At 72.2% G+C, this 23,054-nt stretch carries 24 protein-coding genes; all 24 read right to left on the bottom strand.

Annotated features, from left to right (window positions below; all coding sequences use genetic code 11):
* Window positions 1-2 precede the first annotated feature (2 nt).
* On the bottom strand, window positions 3-3,692 hold the full coding sequence (locus VFG42_RS19035; protein WP_324910355.1) for a glycosyltransferase: 3,690 nt from the start codon (window positions 3,690-3,692) through the stop codon (window positions 3-5).
* A gap of 62 nt (window positions 3,693-3,754) precedes the next feature.
* Window positions 3,755-4,414: a CHAP domain-containing protein gene (locus tag VFG42_RS19030; RefSeq protein WP_324910354.1), complete on the bottom strand. Its 660-nt coding sequence runs from the start codon at window positions 4,412-4,414 to the stop codon at window positions 3,755-3,757.
* A gap of 155 nt (window positions 4,415-4,569) precedes the next feature.
* Entirely contained in the window at window positions 4,570-5,376 is an 807-nt protein-coding gene (locus tag VFG42_RS19025) for a flagellin (RefSeq protein WP_324910353.1), read from the bottom strand.
* 132 nt (window positions 5,377-5,508) lie between these two features.
* Window positions 5,509-5,712, bottom strand: a complete 204-nt coding sequence (locus VFG42_RS19020; RefSeq protein ID WP_324910352.1) for a hypothetical protein — start codon at window positions 5,710-5,712, stop codon at window positions 5,509-5,511.
* A 15-nt stretch (window positions 5,713-5,727) separates the two neighbouring features.
* Window positions 5,728-6,177: a hypothetical protein gene (locus VFG42_RS19015; RefSeq protein ID WP_324910351.1), complete on the bottom strand. Its 450-nt coding sequence runs from the start codon at window positions 6,175-6,177 to the stop codon at window positions 5,728-5,730.
* The gene (locus VFG42_RS19010) at window positions 6,177-6,812 is read right to left on the bottom strand and encodes a PilZ domain-containing protein (protein ID WP_324910350.1); all 636 of its coding nucleotides are present in this window, start codon (window positions 6,810-6,812) and stop codon (window positions 6,177-6,179) included. The genes VFG42_RS19015 and VFG42_RS19010 overlap by 1 nt, the downstream gene beginning before the upstream one ends.
* Window positions 6,809-8,518: a hypothetical protein gene (locus VFG42_RS19005; RefSeq protein ID WP_324910349.1), complete on the bottom strand. Its 1,710-nt coding sequence runs from the start codon at window positions 8,516-8,518 to the stop codon at window positions 6,809-6,811. Before VFG42_RS19005 ends, VFG42_RS19010 begins: the two co-directional genes overlap by 4 nt.
* Window positions 8,518-10,584 (bottom strand): flagellar biosynthesis protein FlhA, encoded by a 2,067-nt coding sequence (gene flhA / locus VFG42_RS19000; protein WP_324910348.1) that lies wholly within the window; start codon window positions 10,582-10,584, stop codon window positions 8,518-8,520. The genes VFG42_RS19005 and flhA overlap by 1 nt, the downstream gene beginning before the upstream one ends.
* Before the next feature lie 17 nt (window positions 10,585-10,601).
* Complete coding sequence (flhB, locus tag VFG42_RS18995) at window positions 10,602-11,672, bottom strand: flagellar biosynthesis protein FlhB (protein WP_324910347.1); 1,071 nt, start codon at window positions 11,670-11,672, stop codon at window positions 10,602-10,604.
* A 14-nt stretch (window positions 11,673-11,686) separates the two neighbouring features.
* Window positions 11,687-12,490 carry a flagellar biosynthetic protein FliR gene (locus VFG42_RS18990; protein WP_324910346.1) on the bottom strand — a complete coding sequence of 268 codons (804 nt, stop codon included), beginning with the start codon at window positions 12,488-12,490 and terminating at the stop codon, window positions 11,687-11,689.
* A gap of 12 nt (window positions 12,491-12,502) precedes the next feature.
* Window positions 12,503-12,772, bottom strand: a complete 270-nt coding sequence (fliQ, locus tag VFG42_RS18985; RefSeq protein WP_324910345.1) for a flagellar biosynthesis protein FliQ — start codon at window positions 12,770-12,772, stop codon at window positions 12,503-12,505.
* The gene (gene fliP / locus VFG42_RS18980) at window positions 12,772-13,452 is read right to left on the bottom strand and encodes a flagellar type III secretion system pore protein FliP (protein ID WP_324910344.1); all 681 of its coding nucleotides are present in this window, start codon (window positions 13,450-13,452) and stop codon (window positions 12,772-12,774) included. The genes fliQ and fliP overlap by 1 nt, the downstream gene beginning before the upstream one ends.
* Entirely contained in the window at window positions 13,449-14,051 is a 603-nt protein-coding gene (locus VFG42_RS18975; RefSeq protein ID WP_324910343.1) for a flagellar biosynthetic protein FliO, read from the bottom strand. The genes fliP and VFG42_RS18975 overlap by 4 nt, the downstream gene beginning before the upstream one ends.
* A 137-nt stretch (window positions 14,052-14,188) precedes the next feature.
* On the bottom strand, window positions 14,189-14,581 hold the full coding sequence (gene fliN, locus VFG42_RS18970; RefSeq protein ID WP_324910342.1) for a flagellar motor switch protein FliN: 393 nt from the start codon (window positions 14,579-14,581) through the stop codon (window positions 14,189-14,191).
* A gap of 11 nt (window positions 14,582-14,592) precedes the next feature.
* Window positions 14,593-15,039 (bottom strand): flagellar basal body-associated FliL family protein, encoded by a 447-nt coding sequence (locus VFG42_RS18965; protein WP_324910341.1) that lies wholly within the window; start codon window positions 15,037-15,039, stop codon window positions 14,593-14,595.
* Window positions 15,040-15,050: 11 nt separating this feature from the next.
* Window positions 15,051-15,977, bottom strand: coding sequence for a flagellar motor protein MotB (locus VFG42_RS18960; RefSeq protein WP_324910340.1), 927 nt, complete (start codon window positions 15,975-15,977; stop codon window positions 15,051-15,053).
* A 21-nt stretch (window positions 15,978-15,998) separates the two neighbouring features.
* A complete protein-coding gene (locus VFG42_RS18955) occupies window positions 15,999-16,811 on the bottom strand; it encodes a flagellar motor protein (protein WP_324910339.1) in 813 nt (270 codons plus the stop codon).
* A gap of 64 nt (window positions 16,812-16,875) precedes the next feature.
* On the bottom strand, window positions 16,876-17,238 hold the full coding sequence (locus tag VFG42_RS18950) for a response regulator (RefSeq protein WP_324910411.1): 363 nt from the start codon (window positions 17,236-17,238) through the stop codon (window positions 16,876-16,878).
* Window positions 17,235-18,107, bottom strand: coding sequence for a FliM/FliN family flagellar motor switch protein (locus tag VFG42_RS18945; RefSeq protein WP_324910338.1), 873 nt, complete (start codon window positions 18,105-18,107; stop codon window positions 17,235-17,237). Before VFG42_RS18945 ends, VFG42_RS18950 begins: the two co-directional genes overlap by 4 nt.
* Window positions 18,107-19,084: a flagellar motor switch protein FliM gene (locus VFG42_RS18940; RefSeq protein WP_324910337.1), complete on the bottom strand. Its 978-nt coding sequence runs from the start codon at window positions 19,082-19,084 to the stop codon at window positions 18,107-18,109. The genes VFG42_RS18945 and VFG42_RS18940 overlap by 1 nt, the downstream gene beginning before the upstream one ends.
* Window positions 19,085-19,597, bottom strand: coding sequence for a chemotaxis protein CheD (locus VFG42_RS18935; protein ID WP_324910336.1), 513 nt, complete (start codon window positions 19,595-19,597; stop codon window positions 19,085-19,087).
* A gap of 3 nt (window positions 19,598-19,600) precedes the next feature.
* Window positions 19,601-20,185 carry a chemotaxis protein CheC gene (locus tag VFG42_RS18930; RefSeq protein WP_324910335.1) on the bottom strand — a complete coding sequence of 195 codons (585 nt, stop codon included), beginning with the start codon at window positions 20,183-20,185 and terminating at the stop codon, window positions 19,601-19,603.
* Between the two features lie 17 nt (window positions 20,186-20,202).
* A complete protein-coding gene (locus VFG42_RS18925; protein ID WP_324910334.1) occupies window positions 20,203-22,233 on the bottom strand; it encodes a chemotaxis protein CheA in 2,031 nt (676 codons plus the stop codon).
* Entirely contained in the window at window positions 22,233-23,054 is an 822-nt protein-coding gene (locus tag VFG42_RS18920; protein WP_324910333.1) for a protein-glutamate O-methyltransferase CheR, read from the bottom strand. The genes VFG42_RS18925 and VFG42_RS18920 overlap by 1 nt, the downstream gene beginning before the upstream one ends.

Below are 23,054 nucleotides of genomic sequence, written 5' to 3'. Positions count from 1 at the left end.
GCCTAGGCGGTCGCGAGCGCGTGGGAGCGGTCGGTCGCCGACAGGAACGCGGCGACCGACGCCGCGTCGGGCTCGACGACCGGCTTGCCCGCGGCGCGGGCGCGGCGGGCGTGGCCGGCCGAGGCGCCGTGGAGCGTCGCGAAGCCGTCGACGGCGGCGTGCAGCGCGGCGTCGCGGCCCGGCGTGGCGTGCAGGAAGCGGACCTCGATGTCGGCGCAGGCGTCGAGGTCGACGCCCGCCGCGGCGGCCGCGGCGACGATGTGGCCCTCGACGTCCTCGGGCGCGCCGTCGCGGGCGGGGTCGGCGACGAGCACGAGCGTCCCGGGCGTGCCGCTCGGCGCGGCGGTCGCCCAGGCGGCGAGCAGGTCGGCGAGGCGGTCGCTGCCGCGGTAGGCCGGGATCGCCAGCAGGCGCTTGCCGGTCACGCGCTCGCCGAGGCCGACGTCGACCGCCGGCGTCCGGGCGATCCGCGGCGCGCGCTCCCGCACGGCCGCGATCCGGCGCGCGTAGGCCGCGGCGACCGCGTCCCACCCGTGGCGCTCGGCGGCCGCGCGGGCGGCCGCGCCGCGCCGGGCGCGCTCGTCCGGGCCCGCGTCGGCGGCCGCGCGCAGCAGGGCGACCAGCGCGTCGCGGTCGGGCTCGAGCATCCAGCCGTCGCCCGCCAGCGGCATCCCGCTGATCTCGCGCCCCGGGATCAGGGCCCGGCGCGACGGGATCCGCCAGCCCGCCTCCTCGGGGCAGAACTCGTCGGTCGGCCCGCCCGCGGTGACGATCGCCGGCCGGCCGCAGGCCATCGCCTCCAGCACCGGCATCGCGAAGCCCTCGCCGCGGTAGGGGTGCACGAGCACGTCCGCGGCGCGGTAGAGCGCCGCGACCTCGTCATCGGTCAGCGTGCGCGTGAGGTGCGTGACGCGCCCGTCCTCGGCGGCCAGGCGCTCCAGCTCGGAGCGGTCGCCACCGCGGTAGACGCCGTCGGCGCCGAAGTCCTTGACGACCAGCTCGACGTCCTCGCGGCCCGCCGGGAACGCCTCGCGCCAGGCCGACAGCAGCACGTCGATGCCCTTGCGGCCGATCGCGCCGCCGACGAACAGGAAGCGCGTGCCGCGCGCCGCGGGCAGGTCGGCGAGCGTCGGCCCCGCGGGCGCGTAGGCCTCCAGGTCGACGCCGTTGGGCACGACGTGCACGCGGTCGGCGTCCACGCCGTTCGACACGTACATGTCGCGCACGAACGCCGAGGGCACCCACAGCTCGTCGACCACGGTGTTCAGCGGGTCCACCCAGGCGGTGGGCACCGACCCGAACTCCCACGGCTGGATCAGCGCGAGGTGGCCCGAGCGCGGCGGCGTGAAGTCCGGCGGCCACTGGTGGCGCACCTCGACGTCGGCGGCGTGCGGCAGCGGCACCGGCGCGCGGTCCGGGCGGTCGGTGGCGACGGCGTGCGCGACGACCGACGCGTCGGCGGCCAGCTCCCCGACCACGCGGCGGTTGATCCGCGCCAGCGACGTCGGCGCGTCGTGCTCGCCGACCCAGGCGACCGCGGCCGCGGGCTCCTCGCCGACGCGCGACGGGCGCTCGCCGCCGTAGTACCGCTCCAGCTCGTCGACGTAGGACCCGAAGCCGCGCGGCGCCTCGATCCCCGCCTGCAGGGACTCCAACAACCCGTCCTCGTGGGCCAGCCGCTCGATCGCCCGTGCCAGGCCGTCGGCGTCGCCGCCGTCGAACCCGAGGCCGTCGACGCCCTCGCGGATCGCCTCGGCCAGCCCGCCCATCCGCGGAGCCAGCAGCGGGACGCGGCCCGCCAGGCACTCGGCGGCCATCAGCGGCGCGCAGTCCCACCACAGCGACGGCAGCGCGGCCACGTCGACCCGCGCCAGGCGGTCCGGCAGCTCGGAGGGCGCGAACCTCCCGACGACCTCCACCACGCCGCGCCGGTCCAGCGCGCGGAGGTTGCGCGCCATCGCGGGCGACACCTCGCCGTGGATCTGGATCCGCACCGGCGCGTCGGCCCGCTGCGCGGCGGCGACCAGCAGCTGGGCGCCCTTGTGCGCGTAGACCGACCCGAAGAAGCCGACGGTCAGCGCGTCGGAACGCACACGACCCGGAACGCGGTCGCGGCCGACCAGCTCCCACGCGCGCTCCTCGGCGGGCACCGACTGGCGGACGACGTCGAGCGCGTCGGCCGGGTAGCCCTGGTCGACGAGCGTGCGGCGCACGCCGTGGCTCACCGCCAGGCAGGCGGTGATCGAGCGCGAGAAGCTGTCGCGGATCGACGCCAGCCGCGCGGCGTAGGCGTCGCCCTGCCCCGCGGCCGCGCCGCCGAGGCACGTCGCGCAGTCCGCCCCGGCGTCGCCGGGGCCGCCGCACAGCGAGTTGTCGCCGCGCAGCAGGTAGGCGCGCGGGCAGACCAACCAGTAGTTGTGGGTGGTGAAGTACGACGGCACGCCCCGCGCGGCCGCCACGTCCAGCAGCGCCGCGCCGAGGTTGTGCAGGTTGTGGAAGTGCACGACGTCGGGCCGGACCCGGTCCATCACGTCGGCGAACGCCGCGGTGATCGGCGCGTCGTCCAGCTCGCGCTCGGGGTGGCCGTGGTCGAGCAGGCCGTGCGGGCGGTTGTGGACGCCGATCAGCCGGACGCCCGCGTCGTCGCGCTCGCTGATCGCGTACGGCACGCCGGACGGGTCGGGCTCGACCGCCGCGTAGAAGACCGTGACGTCCCAGCCGCGGTTGACCAGCTCGCGCGCCGCGAAGCGCGGGAGCATCGTGCCGCCGCCGGAGTCGTTCCAGCCGAAGGCCGTCATCAGGAGCTTGCCCTTGGTCCGCGCGGGCTCCGGCGCGGGCGCCAGCGCGGCGGCGCGGGCGCGGACGCGCGCGGCCATCCCCGGCAGCGGCAGCGTGCGGCGCTCCAGGATCCCCGCCAGCAGCTCCAGCGCCTGGCGCTCGGCCTCCAGCGGATGCAGCAGGTCCCAGTCGACCTCGGGGACGATCGCCGCCAGCGGCTCGCGCTCCAGCGACTCCCACAGCGCGCCCTCGACCTGGTCGACCTCCAGGTGATGGTTGTCGGCGTGGGAGAAGTTCTCCTCGTGGCGGCGCAGCCGGATCAGCGGCGCGCCCTCGACGGCGCGGAACGGGAAGCGCGCGGCCGCGCGCACCCAGAAGTGGAAGTCCTGCGCGAGCGTCCAGTCGCGGTGGTAGCCGCCGCACGCGTCGTAGACGCGGCGATGGACCATGCGCGTGGGGTCGAGCAGGTAGTTGTGATCGCGCCACAGCATCGAGAACAGCGCGCTGCCGGAGAGGGCGGGCGCGCCGAGCTGCCCGTGCTCGCGGCCGTCGCCGTCGATGATCGTCGCCCCGCCGTGCACGACGCCCGTGTCGGGGTGCGCGTCGAAGACCGCCACCGAGCGCGAGATGCGGTCCGGGCAGCAGACGTCGTCGTCGCCGAGCATGGCGATCAGCTCGCCGCGCCCCTCGCGCACGATCGTGTTGTAGGCCTCGGCGATGCCGCGGTTGACCTCGTGGCGCACGACGCGCAGGCGCGGGTCGTCGAACGTCGCCAGGACCTCGTCGATCCGGGGGTTGACCGACCCGTCGACGACGACCAGGACCTCGAGGTCCTCGTAGTCCTGGGCCAGGCAGGAGGCGACGGCCTCGTGGAGGTACGTGTCGCGCGCGTACGTCGCGACACCCAGCGTCACGCGGGGGGAGGGAGACATTCCATCCCGTTGGATCGACGGATGTCGTAGCGACTTGAGGTCGGCTAGCCCAGGCGGACGTAGCCGGTCGCGCCATCGCCGGAGGCGTCGTGCGTGCGGCGGGTCACCATGTTGGAGGAGTTGCCCTCCACGGTGTGGATCTTGCCGTCGGCGTCGACGGACTCGACGATCCCGATGTGCTGACCGCCCCAGACGATGAGGTCGCCGGCCTGCGGCGGCTGCCCGGAGGCGGCGGGGTTCCAGCGGCCGGTGCGCTGCGCCCAGGACGCGACGGCCGACACCGAGCCGAAGCCCTGGCCGGCCTCGCCCAGCGGCGCGCCGGCCTGCTTGGCCGCCCACGAGACGAAGTACGCGCACCACGGCCCGATGCCCGAGCCGGCGGTGGCGGTCCGGTACTCGGCGATGCGCGGCGAGTCGTTGGAGCCCGGCGGCTGCTCGGCCTGCCCGACCTCCTGCTCGGCGAACGCGAGCGCGCGCTGCCCGGCGGTCTGCGCCGTGCCGGTCGCGGCGGTGGCGCCGGTGGCGGCGGTCGTCGCCGTGGCCGCGGTCGCCGACGGATCCAGCGTGGCGGTCGCCGACGCGGTCTGGTCGCTGAGCAGCGAGGCGAACTGCGTGCCGCCGGTGGTCGTCGGGGCGAGCGTCGACGGCGGCACCAGACCCTGGTGCAGCTCGGCGATCCTCGCCATGACGTTCTCGACGCTCATTCCCCACCGTGATCGGCGGGCTTCGCGTTTCCTTCAACGCGGCCCGTCGGGAGCCTGACGAGACGAACGACGAAGGGGCGGCCCGTGTGGACCGCCCCTCCGTTCGTGCGTCAGATCAAGGGACCCAACGAATGTTCTTCGCGGAGCTAGGTGCGTTAGCCCAGAAGGCGCAGAACGCTCTGCGGGGCCTGGTTGGCCTGCGACAACATCGCGGTGCCGGCCTGCGAGAGGATCTGGTTCTTGGTCAGGGCCACCATCTCGTCCGCCATGTCCACGTCGCGGATCCGGGACTCGGCCGCCGTCAGGTTCTCCGCGTAGGACGAAGCGACCGACAGCGAGTGGTCGAGGCGGTTCTGCACGGCACCGAACGTCGCACGGGCGGTCGACACGTTCTGGATCGCCGTGTCGATCTCCGAGATGTCGGAGGTGCCGCTCGTCGACAGCGACGAGTACGACGTGCCGACCTCGGTGGCGAGGTTCACGAGGCTGACGGCGATCGTCTGGCCGTCGTTGGCGCCGACCTGGAAGGACACCGTGTTCGTGGTGTTCAGCAGGTTGATGCCGTTGAAGGACGCCGAGTCGCCGATGCGGCTGATCTCGGACGCCAGCTGGTTGACCTCGTTCTGGATCGACGTGCGGGCGTTGTCGTCGAGCGAGCCGTTCTTGTACTGCACGGCCAGCTCACGGACACGCTGCAACATCGAGTGGACCTCGTCCAGGTTGCCCTCCGCCGTCTGGATCATGGAGGAGCCGTCCTGGATGTTCTTCTGCGCCTGCGCCAGGCCGCGGATCTGCGAGCGCATCGACTCGGAGATGCCCAGGCCCGCCGCGTCGTCGGAGGCGCTGTTGATGCGGTAGCCCGAGGACAGGCGCTGCATCGACTTCGAGATGGCCGACGAGGTCTTGGACAGCGCGTTGTAGCTGTTCATGGCCTCGACGTTGTGGGTGATGCGAAGGGACATGCGTCGATCTCCTTGATGACGTTGTTTGGGGTCCCACAGCGACTCCTTGTCGCTGCTTGCTTCTAGGCCGGTAGTCGGCGGCCCGTCAGACCGTCTTGAGGAGCGTCCAGTGTCCGATGGACGCCTGTCGGTCTACACGCGGACGTCGATGTGCGGGCGCCCGTCGTCGGGCGGCGGCGGGAGCTGCGGCGTCGGCGGCTTGCGCTTGCGCTGCCGCGACGGCGGGCCGTCGCCCTCGCGGCGGTCGGTCGCGGGATCGACCCGGCGGACGCCGGGGATCTGACCGGGACGGGCGGCGGGCCGCGGACCGATCGGGTTGATGGGATCCAGCGGCACGGCTCAGCTCCTTCCCTACGTCTGGGCGGAGGCCGCGATCGCGGCCTGATGGGCGGCTTCGGCCTCGGCCTTGGCGGCCTGGGCGGCGGCCTCGGCCTCGGCGACCTCGCGTTCGCGCTGGGCCTGCTGCTCCTCGGCCTTGGCGACCAGGCGCTTGCGCAGGTCCTCCAGCTCGGCCAGCGCGATGTGGCGCCAGACCGTCTGGGCGATCATCCACAGCACCAGGTAGCCGACGATGCCGCCGACCAGCGCGCGCTCCAGCGCGTCCGACCACGGCAGGCCGGCGCCGCGCGAGAGCTTGAGGACCAGCAGGAAGGCGATCATGCCGCCCCAGCCCTTGGCGATCCCGATGTGGCGCCGGGCGCGCGGGTGCTCGGACAGGCGGATGCCGTGGCCGTCGGGCCGCGGCGACGCGCCGGCCTGCGGCAGGACCTCGGTCGGGGCGTCGGTGGCCTCGGCGGCCATCAGGCGAACCTCCTGCGCTGCTCGCGCGACATCTCGAAGGCGAGGTGCATCAGGCGGATGCGGTCGGCCTGGTCCAGCTCGGTGAACTGGAGCCCGGCGCGGCTGGCGGTCTCCAGGCGCACGACGCGGCCGCGGCCGGACACGGACCCGCCCGCTGCCTCGCCGAGGTCCAGCGCGAAGGTCAGGACGTCGTCGCGGCGCGGGCTGACGTCGAGGCCGTCGACGAGCATGCCGCCGCCGGAGAGGTCGATCGCGTGCGCCTGGGTGCTCACAGGCTCGTCATCGGCGCGCGGGCCGGTGAGCGTGAGCGGCAGGTCCACCGTCGCACGCACGAACTCGCGGCGCTTGAGCAGCTGCGGCGAGCCGCGGTGGGCGAAGCGCACGGTGTCGTGGCGCGTGCCGCCGCGGTAGGCGGGGACGTCGAGGCGGCCGTGCATGCGCGCGATGCCGTCGTCGTTGATGAACTCGATCATCAGCGCGGAGCGCTCCAGGCGCGGCGCGGGCGTCGTGGGCTGCTCCAGCAGGCGCAGGTCGAAGAAGCCAGGCCCGGCGTCGGTCACGCGCACGAGGACCTGCTCGGCCTGGGGGACCGAGAGCAGGAGCTCGTCGCCGACGTCGGGCAGCAGCCGGCTCATGGGACCAGGTCGTGGGCCAGCTCGGAGGACGAGGCGGGCTTCAGGCCGGCCTCGACGGCCTGGCCGCGGGCCAGGTAGGACAGCGGCAGCCCGGAGTCGATCGCCAGGCCGATGCCGGTGCCGAGCATCTCGGTCTCGTCGGTGTGCGTGAGCACGAGCGCGCCGACGCCCAGCTCGCGCACGCCGCCGACCAGCTCCTGCGCGGCGGCCGGGCCGATCGTCGCGGGGACGGCCAGGTGCAGCTCGTCGGGCGCGAGCGCGTCCAGCTCGGTGCCCAGCGCGTGCAGCTCGCCGGTCGACCGCGGCGAGACGCCGGGCGTGTCGATGATCACGAGGTGGTCGGCGCGCAGCGCGGCGATCCGACCGGCGCCCTCCGCGCCGCTCTCGACCGCCAGCAGCTCGACGCCGTAGGGCGCGAGCAGGCGGCGCAGCTCGGCGCCGCCGTCGGGCGAGCGCAGCGCGAGCACCGCGACCGGGACGAGCCCGTGGCGCGCCTGCGCGGCGGCCAGCCGCGCGACGCAGCGGGTCTTGCCCGCGCCGCCGGGCCCGACGAAGCCGACCACGCCCGCCCCGCGCCGCAGCGGCGCGGTCGGGATGCGACGCGCGAGCGCGTCGACGACCAGGTCCTTGGGGTCGGCCTCGGGCAGCAGCGGCGCCAGGCCGCCGATCGCCTCCTCGGCGATCGCGTCGGCCAGGCCCGGGCGCAGGCCGCGGGCGACCAGCCGCTCGGCGGCGACCAGCGCGGCGGGCGGCAGCGCCGCCGGGGCGACGGCGGGCGCGGGGACGGCGACCGGCTCGGGCTCGGGCACGACGACGGGCTCCGGGGCCGCGACCGGCTCCGCCGCGGCGGGCGGCTCGGCGACCGGCGGCGACCAGGCCGACTCGGACACCGGCGGCGGCGCGTCGCCCACGGGCTCGACCAGCGGCGCCGGCTCCTCGACCGCGGGGGTCGCGAGCAGCTCGTCGATCGGCTCGACCGCGGGCGCGAAGGGCTCCATGGCGGGCGCGCCGTCGGCGGGCGGCGGCGCGGCGACGCCCGGCGTCGGCAGCGCCGCGGCCGTGCCGAGGTAGTCGAACATGCCGGTCTCCTCGTCGGGATCCGGCGTGGGCGCCTCGGCCACCGGGGCGGGCTCGTCCTCCTCGCCGCCGTAGACCTCCTCCCACTCGTCGTCGTCGAGCACCTCGGCGTGCGAGCGCTCCACGACCGGCTCGGGCGCGGGCGCCGGCGGCTCGGCCGCCACGGGCGGCTCGGCGGCCACCGGCGGCTCCTCCACCGGCGGCAGCCCGGCGTTGAACATCGCCGCCAGGTTCTGGGCCTGCGGCGGCGGCGCGGCGGGGAACAGGTCGTCCACCGTCACGTTCGTCGAGCCGGGCAGCGCGTCGATCTCCGGCGCGGTGGCCGGCCGCACGCCGGGCGCGTCCAGCAGGTCGGCCCCTCCGGCCTTCTGCTGGCGCTCCTGCGCCTCGGCGAGCTGGCTCGCGAACCGCGCGGCGACCTCCGGGGCGGGCGTGATCGCATTCGGGCCCGGGCGCACCTCGACCTCGATCTCGCGCTTGGCGAAGAAGCCGCCGACGCCGCCGCTGGTCGTCTCGCGACGCGCGACGATGACCGCGTCGTCGCCGAGCTCCTGGCGGATGCGCGGGACGAGCTCCTCCAGCGAGCGTCCGCGATAGGTGTAGGTCTGCTGCTGGTCCTCAGGTGTCATCAGGCGCTCACGACTCCGATGGTCTCGACGCCGATCCCGGGTGCGATCTCGTTATAGGCGCACACCGAGAGCTGCGGCAGGGCCTGCTCGACCAGCCGCCGCAGGTGCCGTCGGCAACGCGACGAGCAGATCAGCACCGGACGGCGACCGCGCGAGACGGCCTGCTCGACATGGTTCGACAACTGGTGCACCAAAGCCTGCGCGCGCGACGGATCCATCGCCAGGTACTCCCCGTCGGGCGTCTGGGCGATCGAGTCCGACACCTCCTGCTCGAGGCCCGGGTCCAGCGTGATCGCGCGCAGCGTGCGCTCCGCGTCGAGGTAGGGCGAGACGATCGTGCGGCCCAGCGCCTGGCGGGCGTACTCGGCCAGCAGCTCCGGATCGCGCGTGACGCGGGCGCGGTCGCCGGCGGCCTCGACGATCGCGCCGAGGTCGCGGATCGAGACGCCCTCGCGCAAGAGCGCTTGCAGGACGCGCTGCAGCTCGCCGACCGACAGCAGGTCCGGGATGACCTCCTCGACGACGGCGGCGTTGTGCTCCTTGAGGCTGTCGACCAACGTGCGCACGTCCTGACGGGTGAGCAGGTCCGCCGTGTGGCGGCGGATCGTCTCGGTCAGGTGGGTGACGACGACGCTCTCGGCGTCGACCACGGTGTACCCGAGCGCCTCGGCCTCCGCGCGCTGGCCGTCCGTGATCCAGACGGCGGCCATGCCGTAGGCCGGGTCGGTCGTCGGGATGCCGTCGAGGTTGCCGAACGCGTCGCCCGGGTCCAGCGCCAGCTGGTGGCCGGCCATGATCTGCCCGCGCGCGACCTCGGTGCCGCGCACCTTGACCGCGTACTCGTGGCTCTGCAGCGACAGCTCGTCGTGGATGCGGACCGACGGGATGATCGTCCCGACCTCGGCCGCGATCTGCCGGCGCACGGCGCTGACGCGCTGCAGCAGCGAGCCGCCCGCCGAGCCGTCGACCAGCGGCACCAGCCCGAAGCCGATGCACAGCTCCAGCGGGTCGAGGTTGAGCGCCTCGGCGACCTGGTCGCGCGGCGAGGTCGGCGCGGGCGGCAGCGCCGCCGCCTCCTGCGCGGCGGCCGCGGCGGCGACCTGCTCCTGCGCGGCGCTCTTGGCCAGCCGGCGCCCGGCGAAGATGAAGAGGCCGCCGATGATGACGAACGGGAGCTTCGGCAGGCCCGGGATCAGCGCGAAGAAGCAGATGACGACGCCCGCGACCAGCGGGGCGCGCTGCTGCTTGGAGACCTGGCCGACGACCTGGTTGCCGAGGTCCTTGTCGTCGCCGGAGCGCGTGACGATGATGCCGGTGGCGACCGAGATCAGCAGCGCCGGGATCTGGGCGCAGAGGCCGTCGCCGACGCTCAGCAGCGAGAAGTGCTGGATGGCGTCGCCGAACGGGCGGTGCTGCATCATCACGCCGATGACGATGCCGCCGAGCAGGTTGATGAGCGTGATGACCACGCCGGCCATCGCGTCGCCCTTGACGAACTTCGAGGCGCCGTCCATCGCGCCGTAGAAGTCCGCCTCCTCGGCGATCTCCTTGCGGCGCTTGCGCGCCTCCTCCTCGGTGATCTGCCCGGCGTTGAGGTCGGCGTCGATCGCCATCTGCTTGCCCGGCATGGCGTCCAACGTGAAGCGGGCGCCGACCTCGGCGACACGGCCGGCACCGGCGGTGACGACCATGAACTGGATGATGACCAGGATCAGGAAGATCACGAGGCCGACGACGATGTTGCCGCCGATGACGAAGCGGCCGAACGCCTCGACGACGTGGCCGGCGTCCCCGTGCAGCAGCACCAGGCGCGTGACCGAGATGTTGATGGCCAGGCGGAAGAGCGTCGTGATCAGCAGCAGCGACGGGAAGACGGAGAACTCGATCGCCCGCTTGACGTAGAGCGTCGTGACCACGATCGCCAGCGCGCAGCTGATGTTCAGCGTGATCATCAGGTCCAGCAGCATCGGCGGCAGCGGGATGATGAGCATCACGACGACCAGGACGACGACGCCGGCGCCGATCAGGTCGGTGTACTTGCCCACCTTGTTCAACATGTTGGTCATGGCTCTCGGTGCTTCCTCTAGGCGGTGCCGAGCCGGCGGCGGCCGGCGACGCGGTAGACGTAGGCCAGGATCTGGGCCACGGCCTGGAACAGCTCTTCGGGGATCTGGTGGCCGACCTCGACGCTGCCGTGCAGCGAGCGGGCCAGCGGCGGGTCGGGGACGATCGCGACGCCGGCCTCGGCGGCGATCTCGCGGATGCGCAGCGCCAGGAGGTCCTGGCCCTTGGCGACCACGATCGGCGCGGCCGACTTGCCGTCGTACTTGAGGGCGACGGAGAAGTGGGTGGGGTTGGTGACGACGACGTCGGCGGTCGGGACGTCGGCCATCATGCGGGCGCGGGCGGTCTCGCGCTGGCGGCGGCGGATCGCGCCCTTGACCTCGGCGGGGAGGTCCTGGCCCTTGCCCTCCTCCTTGACCTCCTCCTTCTTCATCTTCAGGCCCTCTTCGCGCGTGCGGCGCTGCCAGAAGTAGTCGACGACGCCGATGAGGAGGTACGCGAAGGCGGCGCGGAAGGCGATGCCCTTGACCTTGGCGGCGATCGCGGAGCCGAGCTGCCAGGGGGAGACGCCGACCATCGCGGCGTAGTCGGTCATGTGCGGCAGGAACGAGCCGAGCACGATCCAGCAGACGACCGCGAGCTTGACGATGTTCTTGGCCAGCTCGACCAGGCCCTGCTTGCCGACGATGCGCTTGATCCCGTTCTTGGGGTTCAACCGCTGGAAGCTGGGCTTCAGGGCCTTGGTCTTGGGGCGCAGGCCGACCTGGGCCACGTTGACGACGATCGCGGCCAGCGCGCAGACGCCGACGATCGGCGCCAGGCAGATCGCGACGTTCATCCCGCTGCGCATCAGCAGCTCGCCGATCGACGACTTCGTGACCGGGTCGGTGGAGCCGCCGAGCGCGAGCGTGTCGCGGATCCCGCCGGCCATCCGCTGGACCATCGACGGCCCGGCGAGGCCCAGCGCGAGCAGGCCGGCGAGCATGACGACCGACCCGCTGAGGTCCGAGGACTTGGCGACGTTGCCCTGCTTGCGCGCCTCCTCGCGGCGCTTGGGTGTCGCCTTCTCTGTCTTGTCAGGATCGGCCACGCGCCATCACCTCCCTAGCCGATGCGGAGGGTCTCGAGGGCGGAGCGGACGTCCTCCTGCAGCGAGGCGCCGAGCCAGTTGGCGACGAACGGCATCGACGCGCCGACGAGCAGCAGGCCGAGCACGACCTTCGCCGGGACGGCGACCTGGAAGGCGTTGAGCGTCGGGACGACGCGGGTGACCATGCCGAAGGCGGCGTCGGTCAGGATCAGGGCGAGCAGGACGGGGCCCGCGACCTGCAGGGCGGCGGTGAAGATGCCGGTGAACGCCGCGGTCGCGCCCGTGACGACGTGGTTGAGCGACGGGTACTGGACCAGCCCGACCACGTCGTAGGTCTTGGCCAGGCCCTTGATGACCCACGCGTCGCCGCCGATCGCGATGAACACGAGCAGGCCGATCATCGAGTAGGCGGTGCTGAGGACCGCGGCCTGGTTGCCGTTGACCGGGTCCACGAGCGACCCGTAGGAGAAGCCGATCGTCGTGTCCAGGAACGACCCGGCGACCGAGATCGCCGCGAAGGTCGCGGCCAGGGTGTAGGCGAACGCCGAGCCGACCAGCAGCTCCTTGCCGAGCAGGCCCGCGATGGCCAGGACGTCGGTCGGCAGGCGCGTGTCGGCCGCGACGATCGGCGAGATGCCGACCGCCAGGCCCACCGCCAGCACGGACTTCACACGCGGCTGCACCATCTTGGACGAGAACAGCGGCGCGAGCAGGAACAGCGGCGAGATGCGCGCCAGGACCAGGAAGAACGCCAGGACCCGCTGCTCACCGAACTCGGTGACCAGCGTCTGCGCGGACTGTTGGAGCTGAGAGCCCACCCGCCCGCCCACCTACCCGACCATGTTCGGGATCGACGACCACAGCTCGGTCGTGTAGGAGAGCAGCTGGTTGAGCATCCACGGGCCGCCGACGACGAGCACGATGGCCATCGCCAGGACCTTCGGGATGAACGAGAGCGTCTGCTCCTGGATCGAGGTGACCGCCTGGATCACCGAGATCAGCACGCCGATGACCAGGCCGACGCCCAGCAGCGGGATCGAGATCTTCAGCGCCAGGCTCATCGCCTGGGTCGCGAGCGAGATGACGACGTCGGTGTCCATCAGTGGAACGACTCCACGAGCGAGCGGATGACCAAGTCCCACCCGTCCACCAGGACGAAGAGCAGGATCTTGAAGGGCAGGCTGATGAACGCGGGCGGCAGCATCATCATGCCCATGGACATGAGGGTGGAGCTGACCACCAGGTCGATCACCAGGAACGGCAGGAAGATGAGGAAGCCGATCTGGAACGCCGTCTTGAGCTCCGAGATGATGAACGCGGGGATCAGGACGTAGGTCGGGACGTCGGCGCGCGTCTTGGGGCGCTTCTCGTGGGCGAGGTTCACGAACAGCGCGAGGTCCTTCGTGCGCGTCTGCTTGAACATGAACTCGCGCAGCGGCTTCTGCCCGCGGTCCAGCGCTTCCTTCTGGGAGATCTTGTGCGCCGTCAGCGGGTCGATCGCGTCCTTCTTGACCGCCGAGAGCGTCGGCATCATCACGAAGATCGTCAGGAACAGCGCGATGCCGGTGAGCACCTGGTTGGGCGGCGCGGTCGGCGTGCCCAGGCCGGTGCGGATGAAGCCGAGGACGATCAGGATCCGCGTGAAGCCCGTGACGCAGAACAGCAGCGCCGGGATCAGCGAGATCGCGCCGACGAGGATCAGCAGCTGGACGGCGTTGGAGCCGTCCTCGGTGGTCGACTTCGCCGCGACGGCGGTCTGGGCGAGGATCGCGGCGGTCATCGCGCCGTGCGCTCGCGGAGCTTGTCCAGCGTGCCCGCCATCAACAGCTTGGCCTTGGCGCCCGCATCCGATCCCCGCCCACCCAGCACCGTCGCCTCACCGTCGACGACGTCGCCGACACGCAGCTGCGGGTGCTCGATGAGGCCGAGGTCGAGCGCCTCCTCCTCGGTGTAGGTCCGGATCGGGACGATGCCGTGCTCGGCCGAGCCGACCAGCACCAGCTCGCGGCCGGCGCGGATCAGGTGCACCGAGCGGTTGGGGCCCAGCGGCAGCGTCGCCTCGGTCGACAGGCCGGCGCCGGAGGCGTCGGACGTCGAGGACGACTTCTTCATCTGGCGCAGCACCCACGTCAGGCCGTAGATGACGGCCACGACGACCGCCAGGCCGATGAACGTGCGGGCCAGGCCACCGCCGCTGCCACCCACGTCCGCGTGGGCGGCCGAGCCGCCGTCGGAGGGCAGGTTCAGCGCGGTGTTCTCGCCGTAGGGGTCCTTGCCCGTCGTCGCCGTGCCCGCCGCGAGGGCGAGGGCCGGCGCCGCCAGGAGGACGCAGAGGAGTGCGGCCGCGCAGGCGGCCGTGAGGGCACGGAATGGCTTCACTGGAGGGACTCGGTAGGTCGGGAGGGACGACCAGCCAGTCCATGGATCGGCCTGTGCGCAACGAACTTGAGAGACGCGATTGGACGATCGTTCGAGGGCGTACCGCGCGATGTGCGTGGCCGCCCCTCACGACCCGCCTACGCGGCTTCGGGGAGGCCCGGCGGCAGGCCGTCGCCCGGCGGCAGCTCGGCCGTCGCGGGCTCGAACGCGGCGGGCTCGGCGGCCGGCTTGCGCTCGGCGCCGTTGACCTCGGTGATGCGCAGGCCGAACTGCTCGTCGATGACCACGACCTCGCCGCGGGCGATCGGCCGGCCGTTGACCAGCAGGTCGACGGGCTTGTCGGCGAGGCGGTCGAGCGTGACGACCGAGCCCTGGCCCAGCGACATCGTCTCGCCCAGCGACATGTGCGTGCGGCCGACCTCGACGGTCAGCTCGACGGTGACGTCGGTCAGGCGCGACAGGTCGGCCTCGCCCAGGGGCAGGCCGCCGGGGGTGCCGTCGTCCAGCGGGGTGAACTCCACGTCGGTCATCGCAAGGCTCCTTACTGGACCGCGAGGTCCGTGAACATGATGTCCTCGGCCTCGACGTCGGTCTCCTTCTTGATCCGCTTGAGCACGGAGGCCTGCAGCCTCAGCCGCGACTTCTCCTTGATCAGGCGGTTGGCGTTGATGCCGGTGAGGCTGTCGGTGATGATCGCGCGCACCGCGGCCTCCTGGGGCAGCGTCCCGTAGCCGTCGGGCGGCGTGGTGGCCTCGCCGCCGCCGGCGGCCTTGATGGCCTCCTCGAGGTAGCCCTCCTTGAGGACCAGCGCGGCGTTGAGCTTGGCGAACTTGCCGCCCGCCAGGTTGATCAGGAAGTCCTTGGGCATGACGTAGACCGAGCCCGCGATCTTGGGCTTGGGCGCCGGCGTCTTGGGCGCGAGCATGAACTTGTAGACGCCGCCGACGATCAGCAGCAGGACGGGGATCAGGACCTTTGGGTTCTTCATGACCAGGGGGGTTACTTGGAGTTGGCGAAGGTGGGCTTGATCGACGGGATCTTGGCCGTGGTGGACGGGTCGCCCGTGCCCTCGGTGGCCGAGGCGGTCGAGGCGTTGGCGGCGGTGACCTTGCTGATGCGCGGCACGAGGATCTCGACGCGCCGGTTCAACGAGCGCCCGGCGTAAGACTTGTTGGAGGCGATCGGCGCATAGGCGCCGCGACCGGCCGCCGTCATGCGCAGCGGCGAGATGCCGTCGCCGTCGAAGGTGCGGAAGATCGCCAGCGCGCGCTCGGTCGACAGCTCCATGTTGTCGTGGAACTGCGCCGAGTGGATCGGCTGGTCGTCGGTGTTGCCCGAGATGATCAGCTGGTGGGTCTTCTGCGTCGTCGACAGCAGGCCCGCCACGTCGTTGAGCAGCGGCAGCGCCTGCTGCCGCGGGACCGCCGAGCCGCTGTCGAACAGCAGCTTGTCGGTGAGCAGCCGGATCAGCAGGCCGTCGTCGGTGACCGACACCTTGATCTTGCCCGACAGCCCCTGCTGGGCGGCGACCTTGTCGAGCTGCTTCTTGAGCTTCTCGAAGGCCTGCTCCTCGGCGTTGCCCTGGGCCCCGCTCTTGTCCTGGGAGACCGAGTCGTCGTTCTTGGGCGAGCCGACGTAGGGCTGCAGCGAGGACTCCTTGGGCGAAGCCGCGGGCGTCTTGATGTTCTGGACGCCGCCCGACTCCTTGATCGACTGCCCGCCGGGCAGCACCTTGCCGGAGAAGGCGTCCTGCAGCGAGTGCTGCAGCGACTCCAGCTTGGACTTGTTGACCGAGGAGATCGAGAACAACACCATGAACAACGCCACGAGCAGCGTCATCAGGTCGGCGTACGTGATGAGCCAACGCTCGTCGACGTGCTCGCCGTGGTCGTCCCCGCGCTTCTTCTTTCCGCCGTGCCCGGACATGGTGCCTGGTGGGCCGCAGGCCTACGCGGCCTGCGCGTCGACGGCCTTGAGGTCGGCCTTGCCGTCGCCGCTCTCGACCGCCACGCGGTCGGCCGGGGCGAGGTAGCTGAGCAGCTTCTGCTGGACCATGCGCGGGTTGTCGCCCGCCTGGATCGCCAGGATGCCTTCGAGCACGAGCGAGCGCTCCTCGACCTCCTTCTGGCTCAGCATCTGCAGCGTGTAGCAGATGGGCAGGTACACGACGTTGGCCGAGCCCACGCCGTACAGCGTCGCGATGAACGCGGCGGAGATGGCCGGCCCGAGCGTCTCGGGGGCGCTCAGGTTGGAGAGCACGTGCACCAGCGAGATGACGGTGCCGAGCACGCCGATCGTCGGCGCCAGGCCGCCGGCCTTCTCGAAGACCGAGGAGCCCTGCTTGTGGCGCGCGGCCATCGCGTCGATCTCGGAGTCGAGGATCTCGCGCAGGAGGTCGGGGTCGGTGCCGTCGACGATGAGCTGCATGCCCTTGCGCATGAACGGCTCCTCGATGGCCTCGATCTCCTCCTCCAGCGCGAGCAGGCCGTCCTTGCGGGCCCGCTCGGCGAAGGACACCAACGTCTTGACGCGCGCGCCCAGGTCCGGGTGATCGGACAGGATCGCCTTCATGTACAGCTTGGGGATGAGCATGAAGCGCTTCATCCCGACGCCGCCGAGGATCGCGCCCGCCGTGCCGCCGAGCACGATGATCAAGGCGTTGATGTTCAACAACATGGGGGGCGCGACGCCCTCCATGATGCCCGCCATGATGATGCAGACGACGGCGATTCCGATTCCGATTGCGCTGGCGGCCTTCATGGGTCTTCTCTAGTTGGTCGACCGCGACCGGGCGGACTTCAGTTCGGACTGTTGGCGCGGGGACTTAGCCCAGCGCCTTCTCGATCGCGGACAGGACGCGGTCGGCCTGGAACGGCTTGACGACGAAGTCCTTGGCGCCGAGCTTGATCGACTCCAGGACCTTGGACTCCTGGCCCAGGGCCGAGCACATCACGACCTTCGCGCCGGGATCGACGGCGATGATCTCCTTGAGGGCGGCCAGGCCGTCCTTCTCGGGCATCGTGATGTCCAGGGTCATCACGTCGGGCCGCAGCTCCTGGAAGCGCTGCACCGCCTCGGCGCCGTTGGCGGCCTCGCCAACGATCTCGTGACCGCCGCCGCTCAGGGCGTCGGTGACCATCTTGCGCATGAACGCGGCGTCATCGACGACGAGAACGCGAGCCATCAGACTGAAACCTCCGTAGGGGTGGGTTCGGGGGAGTGGGTGGAAGCAGGGGATGAGGCGCCGAGGATCGTCTCGACGCGCACGGCCAGGCCGCCGTCGTCGGCGATCACCAGCCGGCCGGTGGCGAAGCGCATGCCGTCGGCGTAGAGGTCGATCGGCGCCTCGACGGCGCGGTCGAGCTCGACCACGGCGCCGGTGGGCAGCGCGACGATCCGGCCCGACGGCATCCGCGTGCGCCCGAGCTCGGCCCAGACGCGGACCGAGATGTCGCGCAGGGCGTCGCCGAGCGGCGCGTCGTCGTGGCTCTCGGTCATCTCGTCCAGCGCGCGCGTCATGCGCACGATGAACGCGTTGGGGACCAGCTGCACCAGCAGGCACGGGGCCCCGCAGAAGCTGAACGTGACGGCGGTGGCGTGGCCGGGGTGCTCCCAGCGGTCGCCGCCCTCGTTGGCGTCGGCCAGCTGGCGGACGTCCGGCGGCGCGATCTCGACCTCTTCGTCGAGCACCTTGGACGTCGCCATCGCGGCGGCCGACATCATCTGGTTCATCGCCTCGCCGACCGCGGAGAACTCCAGCTCGGAGAGCTCGCCGCCGGCCTCGACCGACATGGGGTCCATGCCCATCATCGCCGCGGCCAGGCGCCGCGCGCCCTCCAGGCCGATGACCATGACGTTGCCGCCGGTCACGCCGTCGACGTAGGAGACGTCGGCCGCGATCGCGGGGAACGTCGCGTCGGCGAACGGCGACTGCTCGGGCGGGACGACCCGGACCGCGCCGGGGACGACGCCGTCGGGGCTGAACATCTGGAGCACGCCCTGCACGGCCTCCGAGGTGGAGGCGCCGAGGCGCAGCAATGCCTGTTCCGCGTTCATCACGCCTCGTTCTCCACGGGTCCGAGGATCTGCACGGCACGGTGCTTGCCGCTGCGGCCGCCGCGGGCGCGGTGGACCGGCGTGCGGTCGGCGAAGAGCGTGATCTCGGTGTCGGCCTTGGCGTCGAGCTTGATCACGTCGCCGGGCTTCAGGCGCAGGATCTCGTCGAGCGTGAGCTGCGTGTCGGCGACCTCGGCGCGCATCGAGACCTCGACGTGGCTGAGGCCCTGGTTGACCGCGGCGGCGATGTGCTCGTCGCGGACCTTGACCTCCTCGTCGTGGCGCGAGAACGCCGAGGCGACGGGCGCGATCGCCGCGTAGGGGATCATCAGCGCCATCGTCGAGGAGAGGCCGTCCAGGCGCGCCTCGAGCGTCAGCGCCAGCGTCGGCTCCGAGCCGGCGGCGACCTGTACGGTCTCCGGCTGCGTGTCGACCATCGCGATGTCGAGCGTCATCTCCGACACGTCGAACCAGACCGACGAGAGCGCCTCGACGATCGTGCCGAACAGGCGCTGCACGACCATCAGGTCGATGTCGGTCAGGTCGCGGTCGCGCGACGCGGTCTCGGGACGGCCGCCCAGCATGCGCTCCAGCGCGATCAGCACGACCGGCAGCTCGGCGCACATCAGCATGCGGCCCTCGTGCGGCGCGGTGTCGATCTGGATGTAGGCGCTGTGGTCGGGGATCTGCGCGAACGCGTTGGCCCACGTGAACTGCCCGACGTCGATGACCTCCATCTCGATCGGCGTCCGGTGCTCGGCGGCCAGGCGCGTCGCCGCGCGCTCGGTGAAGGTGTCCATGGCGCGGCGGATCCGCCGCTCCTGATCGGTCGTGAACTTCGTCGGGCGGGTGAAGTCGACGGTGCGCAGCCAGCGGGCGCGACGGCCTTGGCGCTCCTCCGACTCCATCGGCATGTTGCCCTCGCTCGCCCGAGCGAAGAGCTTCTCGATCTCGTTGGCGTCCAGGAAGCCGCTCACTCAGACCAGCGCTGCCTTTCCGGCCGCCACGGCGCCGAGGAGGTGCTCCTCGATCCCGCCGGCCTCACGGACGGTGATGGTGATGTCGGCGCCGACCGACACGCGGATCGTGCGGCCCTTGGAGCCGCCGGTCGCGGTCGCGCGCACGGGGATGCGGTGCTCGTCGAGGAGCTTGGTGACCGCGTGGTCGTTGCGCTGCCCGATGTCCTGGCCGCTGCCGCCGAACGAGAACATCGCGGCCCCGCCGACCAGGCAGGCCTCCAGCCGGACGCGCGAGGCGCCCTGGGCGACGGCCATGGCGATCAGCGACGGCACCGCGAGGTCCGCGAACTTGTGCGGCTGCGGAGGGTCGGGCTGGGTGGTCTCGGGCAGCATCACATGGGCCAGCGCGGCCACGCCCTTGGCGCGGTCGACGAGGGCCAGGCCGATGCACGACCCCAGGCCGATGCACGCCAGGGTGTCCCCGGCCGTGCGAGAGGCGGACGCCTCGCCCATGCGGACGACGGTCTCCATGGCTTAGAGGCCGAGCCGCCCCAGCAGCTCCTTGATCCCGCCGTGGTTGGGCAGCAGGAGGAACGACAGCGAGCAGTTCTCGTCCTCGACCAGGAGGTCGGAGTCCAGGATGAGCGCCTCCTCGACGTCGTCGCCGCGGCCGATCAGGACCGAGGAGAGGATCGAGCCGAGCATGTCCTCGACGACCTGCGGCGGCTCGGGCTCCAGCTCCATGCCGACCATCTGGGCCAGCACGTTGATGTAGTTGGTGCCGAGGATGTTGCCGACCTCGCCGAGCATCGAGCAGCCGTCGGGCGTCGACGGCTCGATGCCGTAGATCCCGCACAGCTTCTGCGCGTCGGCCTCGGGGAAGAGGAGCACGACGATCGCCTCGAAGTCGCCGACGATCGGCACGACGACGCCGTAGCGCAGCTCGTCGGGCTCGCCCGCGATCGCGACGGCCTCGGCGAGCGGCAGCGCGGCGGCCGTCGGCACCGAGATGTCGACGGACTTGCCGAGCATCGAGCCCAGCGCGGTGCCGGCGTTGCCGGATCCGATGTTGGCCAGCTCGCGCAAGGCGTCGAGCTGCATGTCAGAGAACGTGGTCATGGCTCCTACTGCAATCGTCAGACGGCGGCCGGAACCGCAACGGGGCGGTCGGACGCGGACAGCGCCGGGTGGGTGTTCAGGGTCAGGGCGTCGCAGTCCGCCAACAGCACGATGTCGCCGTTGGACAGGACCGCCGCGCCCGAGACCGCCGCCTCCTGAGCGACGTTCTGCGGCAGCGGCCGCGTCACCAGCTCGCGCTGGCCGATCAGCTTCGAGACCGAGAGGGCGATCGAGCCCTCCTGGCCGCGAACGATCACCACATGCGTGTCCTGCAGGTCCGCGGCCCCCGCCGCGGCACCGCCGAACACGTCGACCGCGCGGCGCAGCGGCAAGGCCTCGTCCTTGAGGACGAGCATCTTGCGGCCGGCGACCGAGCGGACGGGGTTGTCGTCGAGGCGCATCGTGCGCTCGACGCGCTGCAGCGGGATGCCGAACGGCTTGTCGCCGGCCTCCACGAGCAGCGCGGACATGATCGCGAGCGTCAGCGGGAGGCGGATCTCGTTGACGGTGCCCTCGCCCTGAACCGAGGTGACCGTCACCTCCCCGCCCAGCTCGCGGATCTTCTCGCGCACCGCGTCCATCCCGACGCCGCGGCCCGAGAGGGCCCCGACCTCGGCGGCGGTGCTGAAGCCCGGCGCGAACAGCAGCTCGATCGCGCCGCGCATGTCGATCAGCTGCGCCTGCTCGCGGGTGATCAGCCCGCGGTCCACGGCGACGGCGGCGACCTTGGCCGGGTTGATCCCGTGGCCGTCGTCCTTGACCGTGATGATGATGCTGCCGCCCGCGTGGCGCGCGGCGATCGTGAGCTTGCCGGTCGGCGCCTTGCCGGCCGCGACGCGGTCCTCGGGGGACTCCAGGCCGTGGTCCAGCGAGTTGCGAATCAGGTGGACGAGCGGGTCGCCGATCGCGTCGACGACCGTGCGGTCCAGCTCGGTCTCCTTGCCGACGAGGTCGAGCTCGACCTGCTTGTCGAGCTTGGAGGCGACGTCGCGCACGAGGCGCGGGAAGCGCATGAAGACGGCCTCGATCGGGATCATGCGGATCTGCATGACCATCGCCTGCAGGGCGTGCGAGGAGCGGGTCAGCTCCTGCATCGCCTGCGACAGGCCCGGGACGTCGGCCTCGGCGCTCAGCGCCTCGACGTGCGTGCGCTGGACGACCAGCTCGCCCATCAGGTGCATGAGCTGGTCGAGGCGGTCGGCGTCGACGCGGACGGTCTGGTGGCCGCCCTTCTTGTGCGCGGCCGGCGTCGAAGCGGTGGGAGCGGCGGCCTCCGGCGCGCCGGACTCGTCGACGGCGGCCAGCGGGGCGGCCTCGGCGACCGGCTCGGGCGTGTGCTCGGCGACGCGCACGTCGCCGACGTCCGGCACCGCGCGGATCGCGGCGGCGATGTCGTCGACCTCGTTCTCGGTGGCCAGCAGCAGCTCGACGAGGCGGCCGTCGAAGCCGTCGACCTCGCCCTCGGCGGGCCGCGAGCGCAGGACCTCGCCGTGCTCGCCGGCGGCGGCCAGCACCTGGAAGGCGCGGACGGCCGGCATCTGGGCGTCCTCGGCGAGCACCGCGGCGACCTCCAGGACCGTCTGGCCCTCGGTGATCGGAGCGAGAACCGGCCCCCGCCCACCCGCCGGAGCCTCCTCCGCGACCTCCTCGACGTGCTCGGGGTCGTCCTTCTCGCGGACGAGCGACTGCAGGCGCTCGACCAGCTCGGCCGGGTCGAGGTTCTCGGCGCCGTCGGTGTCGATGGCGTCGACCGCGCCCGACAGCGCGTCCAGGCAGGCCAGCAGGACGTCGACGACCTCGCGGGACAGCTTGCCGCCGCGCTGGCGCAGCAGCTCGAGCACGTCCTCCATCTTGTGCGTCAGGGTCGCCATGCCCTCGAAGCCCATCGTCGCCGCCATCCCCTTCAGGGAGTGGGCGATGCGGAAGATGGCGTCGACCGTCTCGCGGTCGTCGGGCGCCTCCTCGAGGCGCACCACGGCCAGGTTCAGCTCCTGGAGGTTCTCCCGGCACTCGGCCAGGAACATGGGGAGGTACTCGGAGGTGTCCATCAGATCTTCCGGTAGACGAAGGGGGACTCGGGCTCGAGGGCGTGCTTGGCGGGCTCCGAGACGCGCTCGGTCGCGCCGACGACGAGGCGGCCGCCCGCGCGCAGGCTCTCGGCGAGCCGGCCGTGGAGCGCGTCGCGCACGTCCTCGTTGAAGTAGATGACGGTGTTGCGGCACAGCACGAGGTCGAAGGACTCCTTGGCGGGCTGGACCCGCAGCAGGTCGCCCTGCTCGAAGCGGACCATCCGCTTCAGCTCGGCCGACGCGTGCCACCGGCCGTCCTCCATCGCGAAGTGCGAGGCCAGCGTCGCCGTGGGCGCGTCGCGCGCGTCCTCGGTGGTGAACACGCCGGTGCGGGCGCGCTCGACCATGCGGCCGTCGATGTCGGTGCCCAGGATCGTCACCTGCGCGCGCGGGATCGCGCGGCGGGCGATGGCCGCCAGGGTGTAGGCCTCGGCGCCGTAGGAGCTGCCGGCGCTCCAGGCGCGGACGCGGTTGGAGCCGCTCGCGGCGAGGTCGGGGAGGATCTTGTCCTCCAGGACCTCCCACTGCTCCGGGTTGCGCCAGAGCTGCGAGACGTTGATCGTCACGCGGTCCAGGAAGCGGCTCAGCTCGTCCTTGTCGGCCTTCAGCAGCTCCGCGTAGGCGGGCAGCGTGGTGTCGCCGTGGCGCGTGGAGACGAACGAGCGGATGCGCCGCTCCATCTGGCCGCGCTTGTACTGCAGCAGGTCGATCCCGCAGACGCGGCGGAAGGCCAGGCAGAACTGCTCGTACTCGTCCTGGGCGCCGGCGCGGGCGGCCGGGGTGGTGGTGGCCAGGGACAT

Source organism: Baekduia sp., assembly GCF_035685985.1.
Lineage (GTDB): Bacteria > Actinomycetota > Thermoleophilia > Solirubrobacterales > Solirubrobacteraceae > Baekduia.
This window is presented reverse-complemented; position numbering and strand designations above follow the sequence as displayed.

Excerpts from the sequence above, each read along its gene's own strand:
- VFG42_RS18965 (WP_324910341.1), bottom strand. The coding sequence starts at position 15,039 with ATGAAGAACCCAAAGGTCCTGATCCCCGTCCTGCTGCTGATCGTCGGC.
- VFG42_RS19025 (WP_324910353.1), bottom strand. The coding sequence starts at position 5,376 with ATGTCCCTTCGCATCACCCACAACGTCGAGGCCATGAACAGCTACAAC.
- VFG42_RS19015 (WP_324910351.1), bottom strand. The coding sequence starts at position 6,177 with ATGGCCGCCGAGGCCACCGACGCCCCGACCGAGGTCCTGCCGCAGGCC.
- VFG42_RS19010 (WP_324910350.1), bottom strand. The coding sequence starts at position 6,812 with ATGAGCCGGCTGCTGCCCGACGTCGGCGACGAGCTCCTGCTCTCGGTC.
- flhA (WP_324910348.1), bottom strand. The coding sequence starts at position 10,584 with ATGACCAACATGTTGAACAAGGTGGGCAAGTACACCGACCTGATCGGC.
- fliN (WP_324910342.1), bottom strand. The coding sequence starts at position 14,581 with ATGACCGACGTGGAGTTCACCCCGCTGGACGACGGCACCCCCGGCGGC.
- VFG42_RS18945 (WP_324910338.1), bottom strand. The coding sequence starts at position 18,107 with ATGAACGCGGAACAGGCATTGCTGCGCCTCGGCGCCTCCACCTCGGAG.
- VFG42_RS18960 (WP_324910340.1), bottom strand. The coding sequence starts at position 15,977 with ATGTCCGGGCACGGCGGAAAGAAGAAGCGCGGGGACGACCACGGCGAG.
- VFG42_RS18935 (WP_324910336.1), bottom strand. The coding sequence starts at position 19,597 with ATGGAGACCGTCGTCCGCATGGGCGAGGCGTCCGCCTCTCGCACGGCC.
- VFG42_RS19005 (WP_324910349.1), bottom strand. The coding sequence starts at position 8,518 with ATGACACCTGAGGACCAGCAGCAGACCTACACCTATCGCGGACGCTCG.
- VFG42_RS18930 (WP_324910335.1), bottom strand. The coding sequence starts at position 20,185 with ATGACCACGTTCTCTGACATGCAGCTCGACGCCTTGCGCGAGCTGGCC.
- fliQ (WP_324910345.1), bottom strand. The coding sequence starts at position 12,772 with ATGGACACCGACGTCGTCATCTCGCTCGCGACCCAGGCGATGAGCCTG.
- VFG42_RS18955 (WP_324910339.1), bottom strand. The coding sequence starts at position 16,811 with ATGAAGGCCGCCAGCGCAATCGGAATCGGAATCGCCGTCGTCTGCATC.
- VFG42_RS19030 (WP_324910354.1), bottom strand. The coding sequence starts at position 4,414 with ATGAGCGTCGAGAACGTCATGGCGAGGATCGCCGAGCTGCACCAGGGT.
- VFG42_RS18920 (WP_324910333.1), bottom strand. The coding sequence starts at position 23,054 with ATGTCCCTGGCCACCACCACCCCGGCCGCCCGCGCCGGCGCCCAGGAC.
- fliP (WP_324910344.1), bottom strand. The coding sequence starts at position 13,452 with ATGACCGCCGCGATCCTCGCCCAGACCGCCGTCGCGGCGAAGTCGACC.
- VFG42_RS18925 (WP_324910334.1), bottom strand. The coding sequence starts at position 22,233 with ATGGACACCTCCGAGTACCTCCCCATGTTCCTGGCCGAGTGCCGGGAG.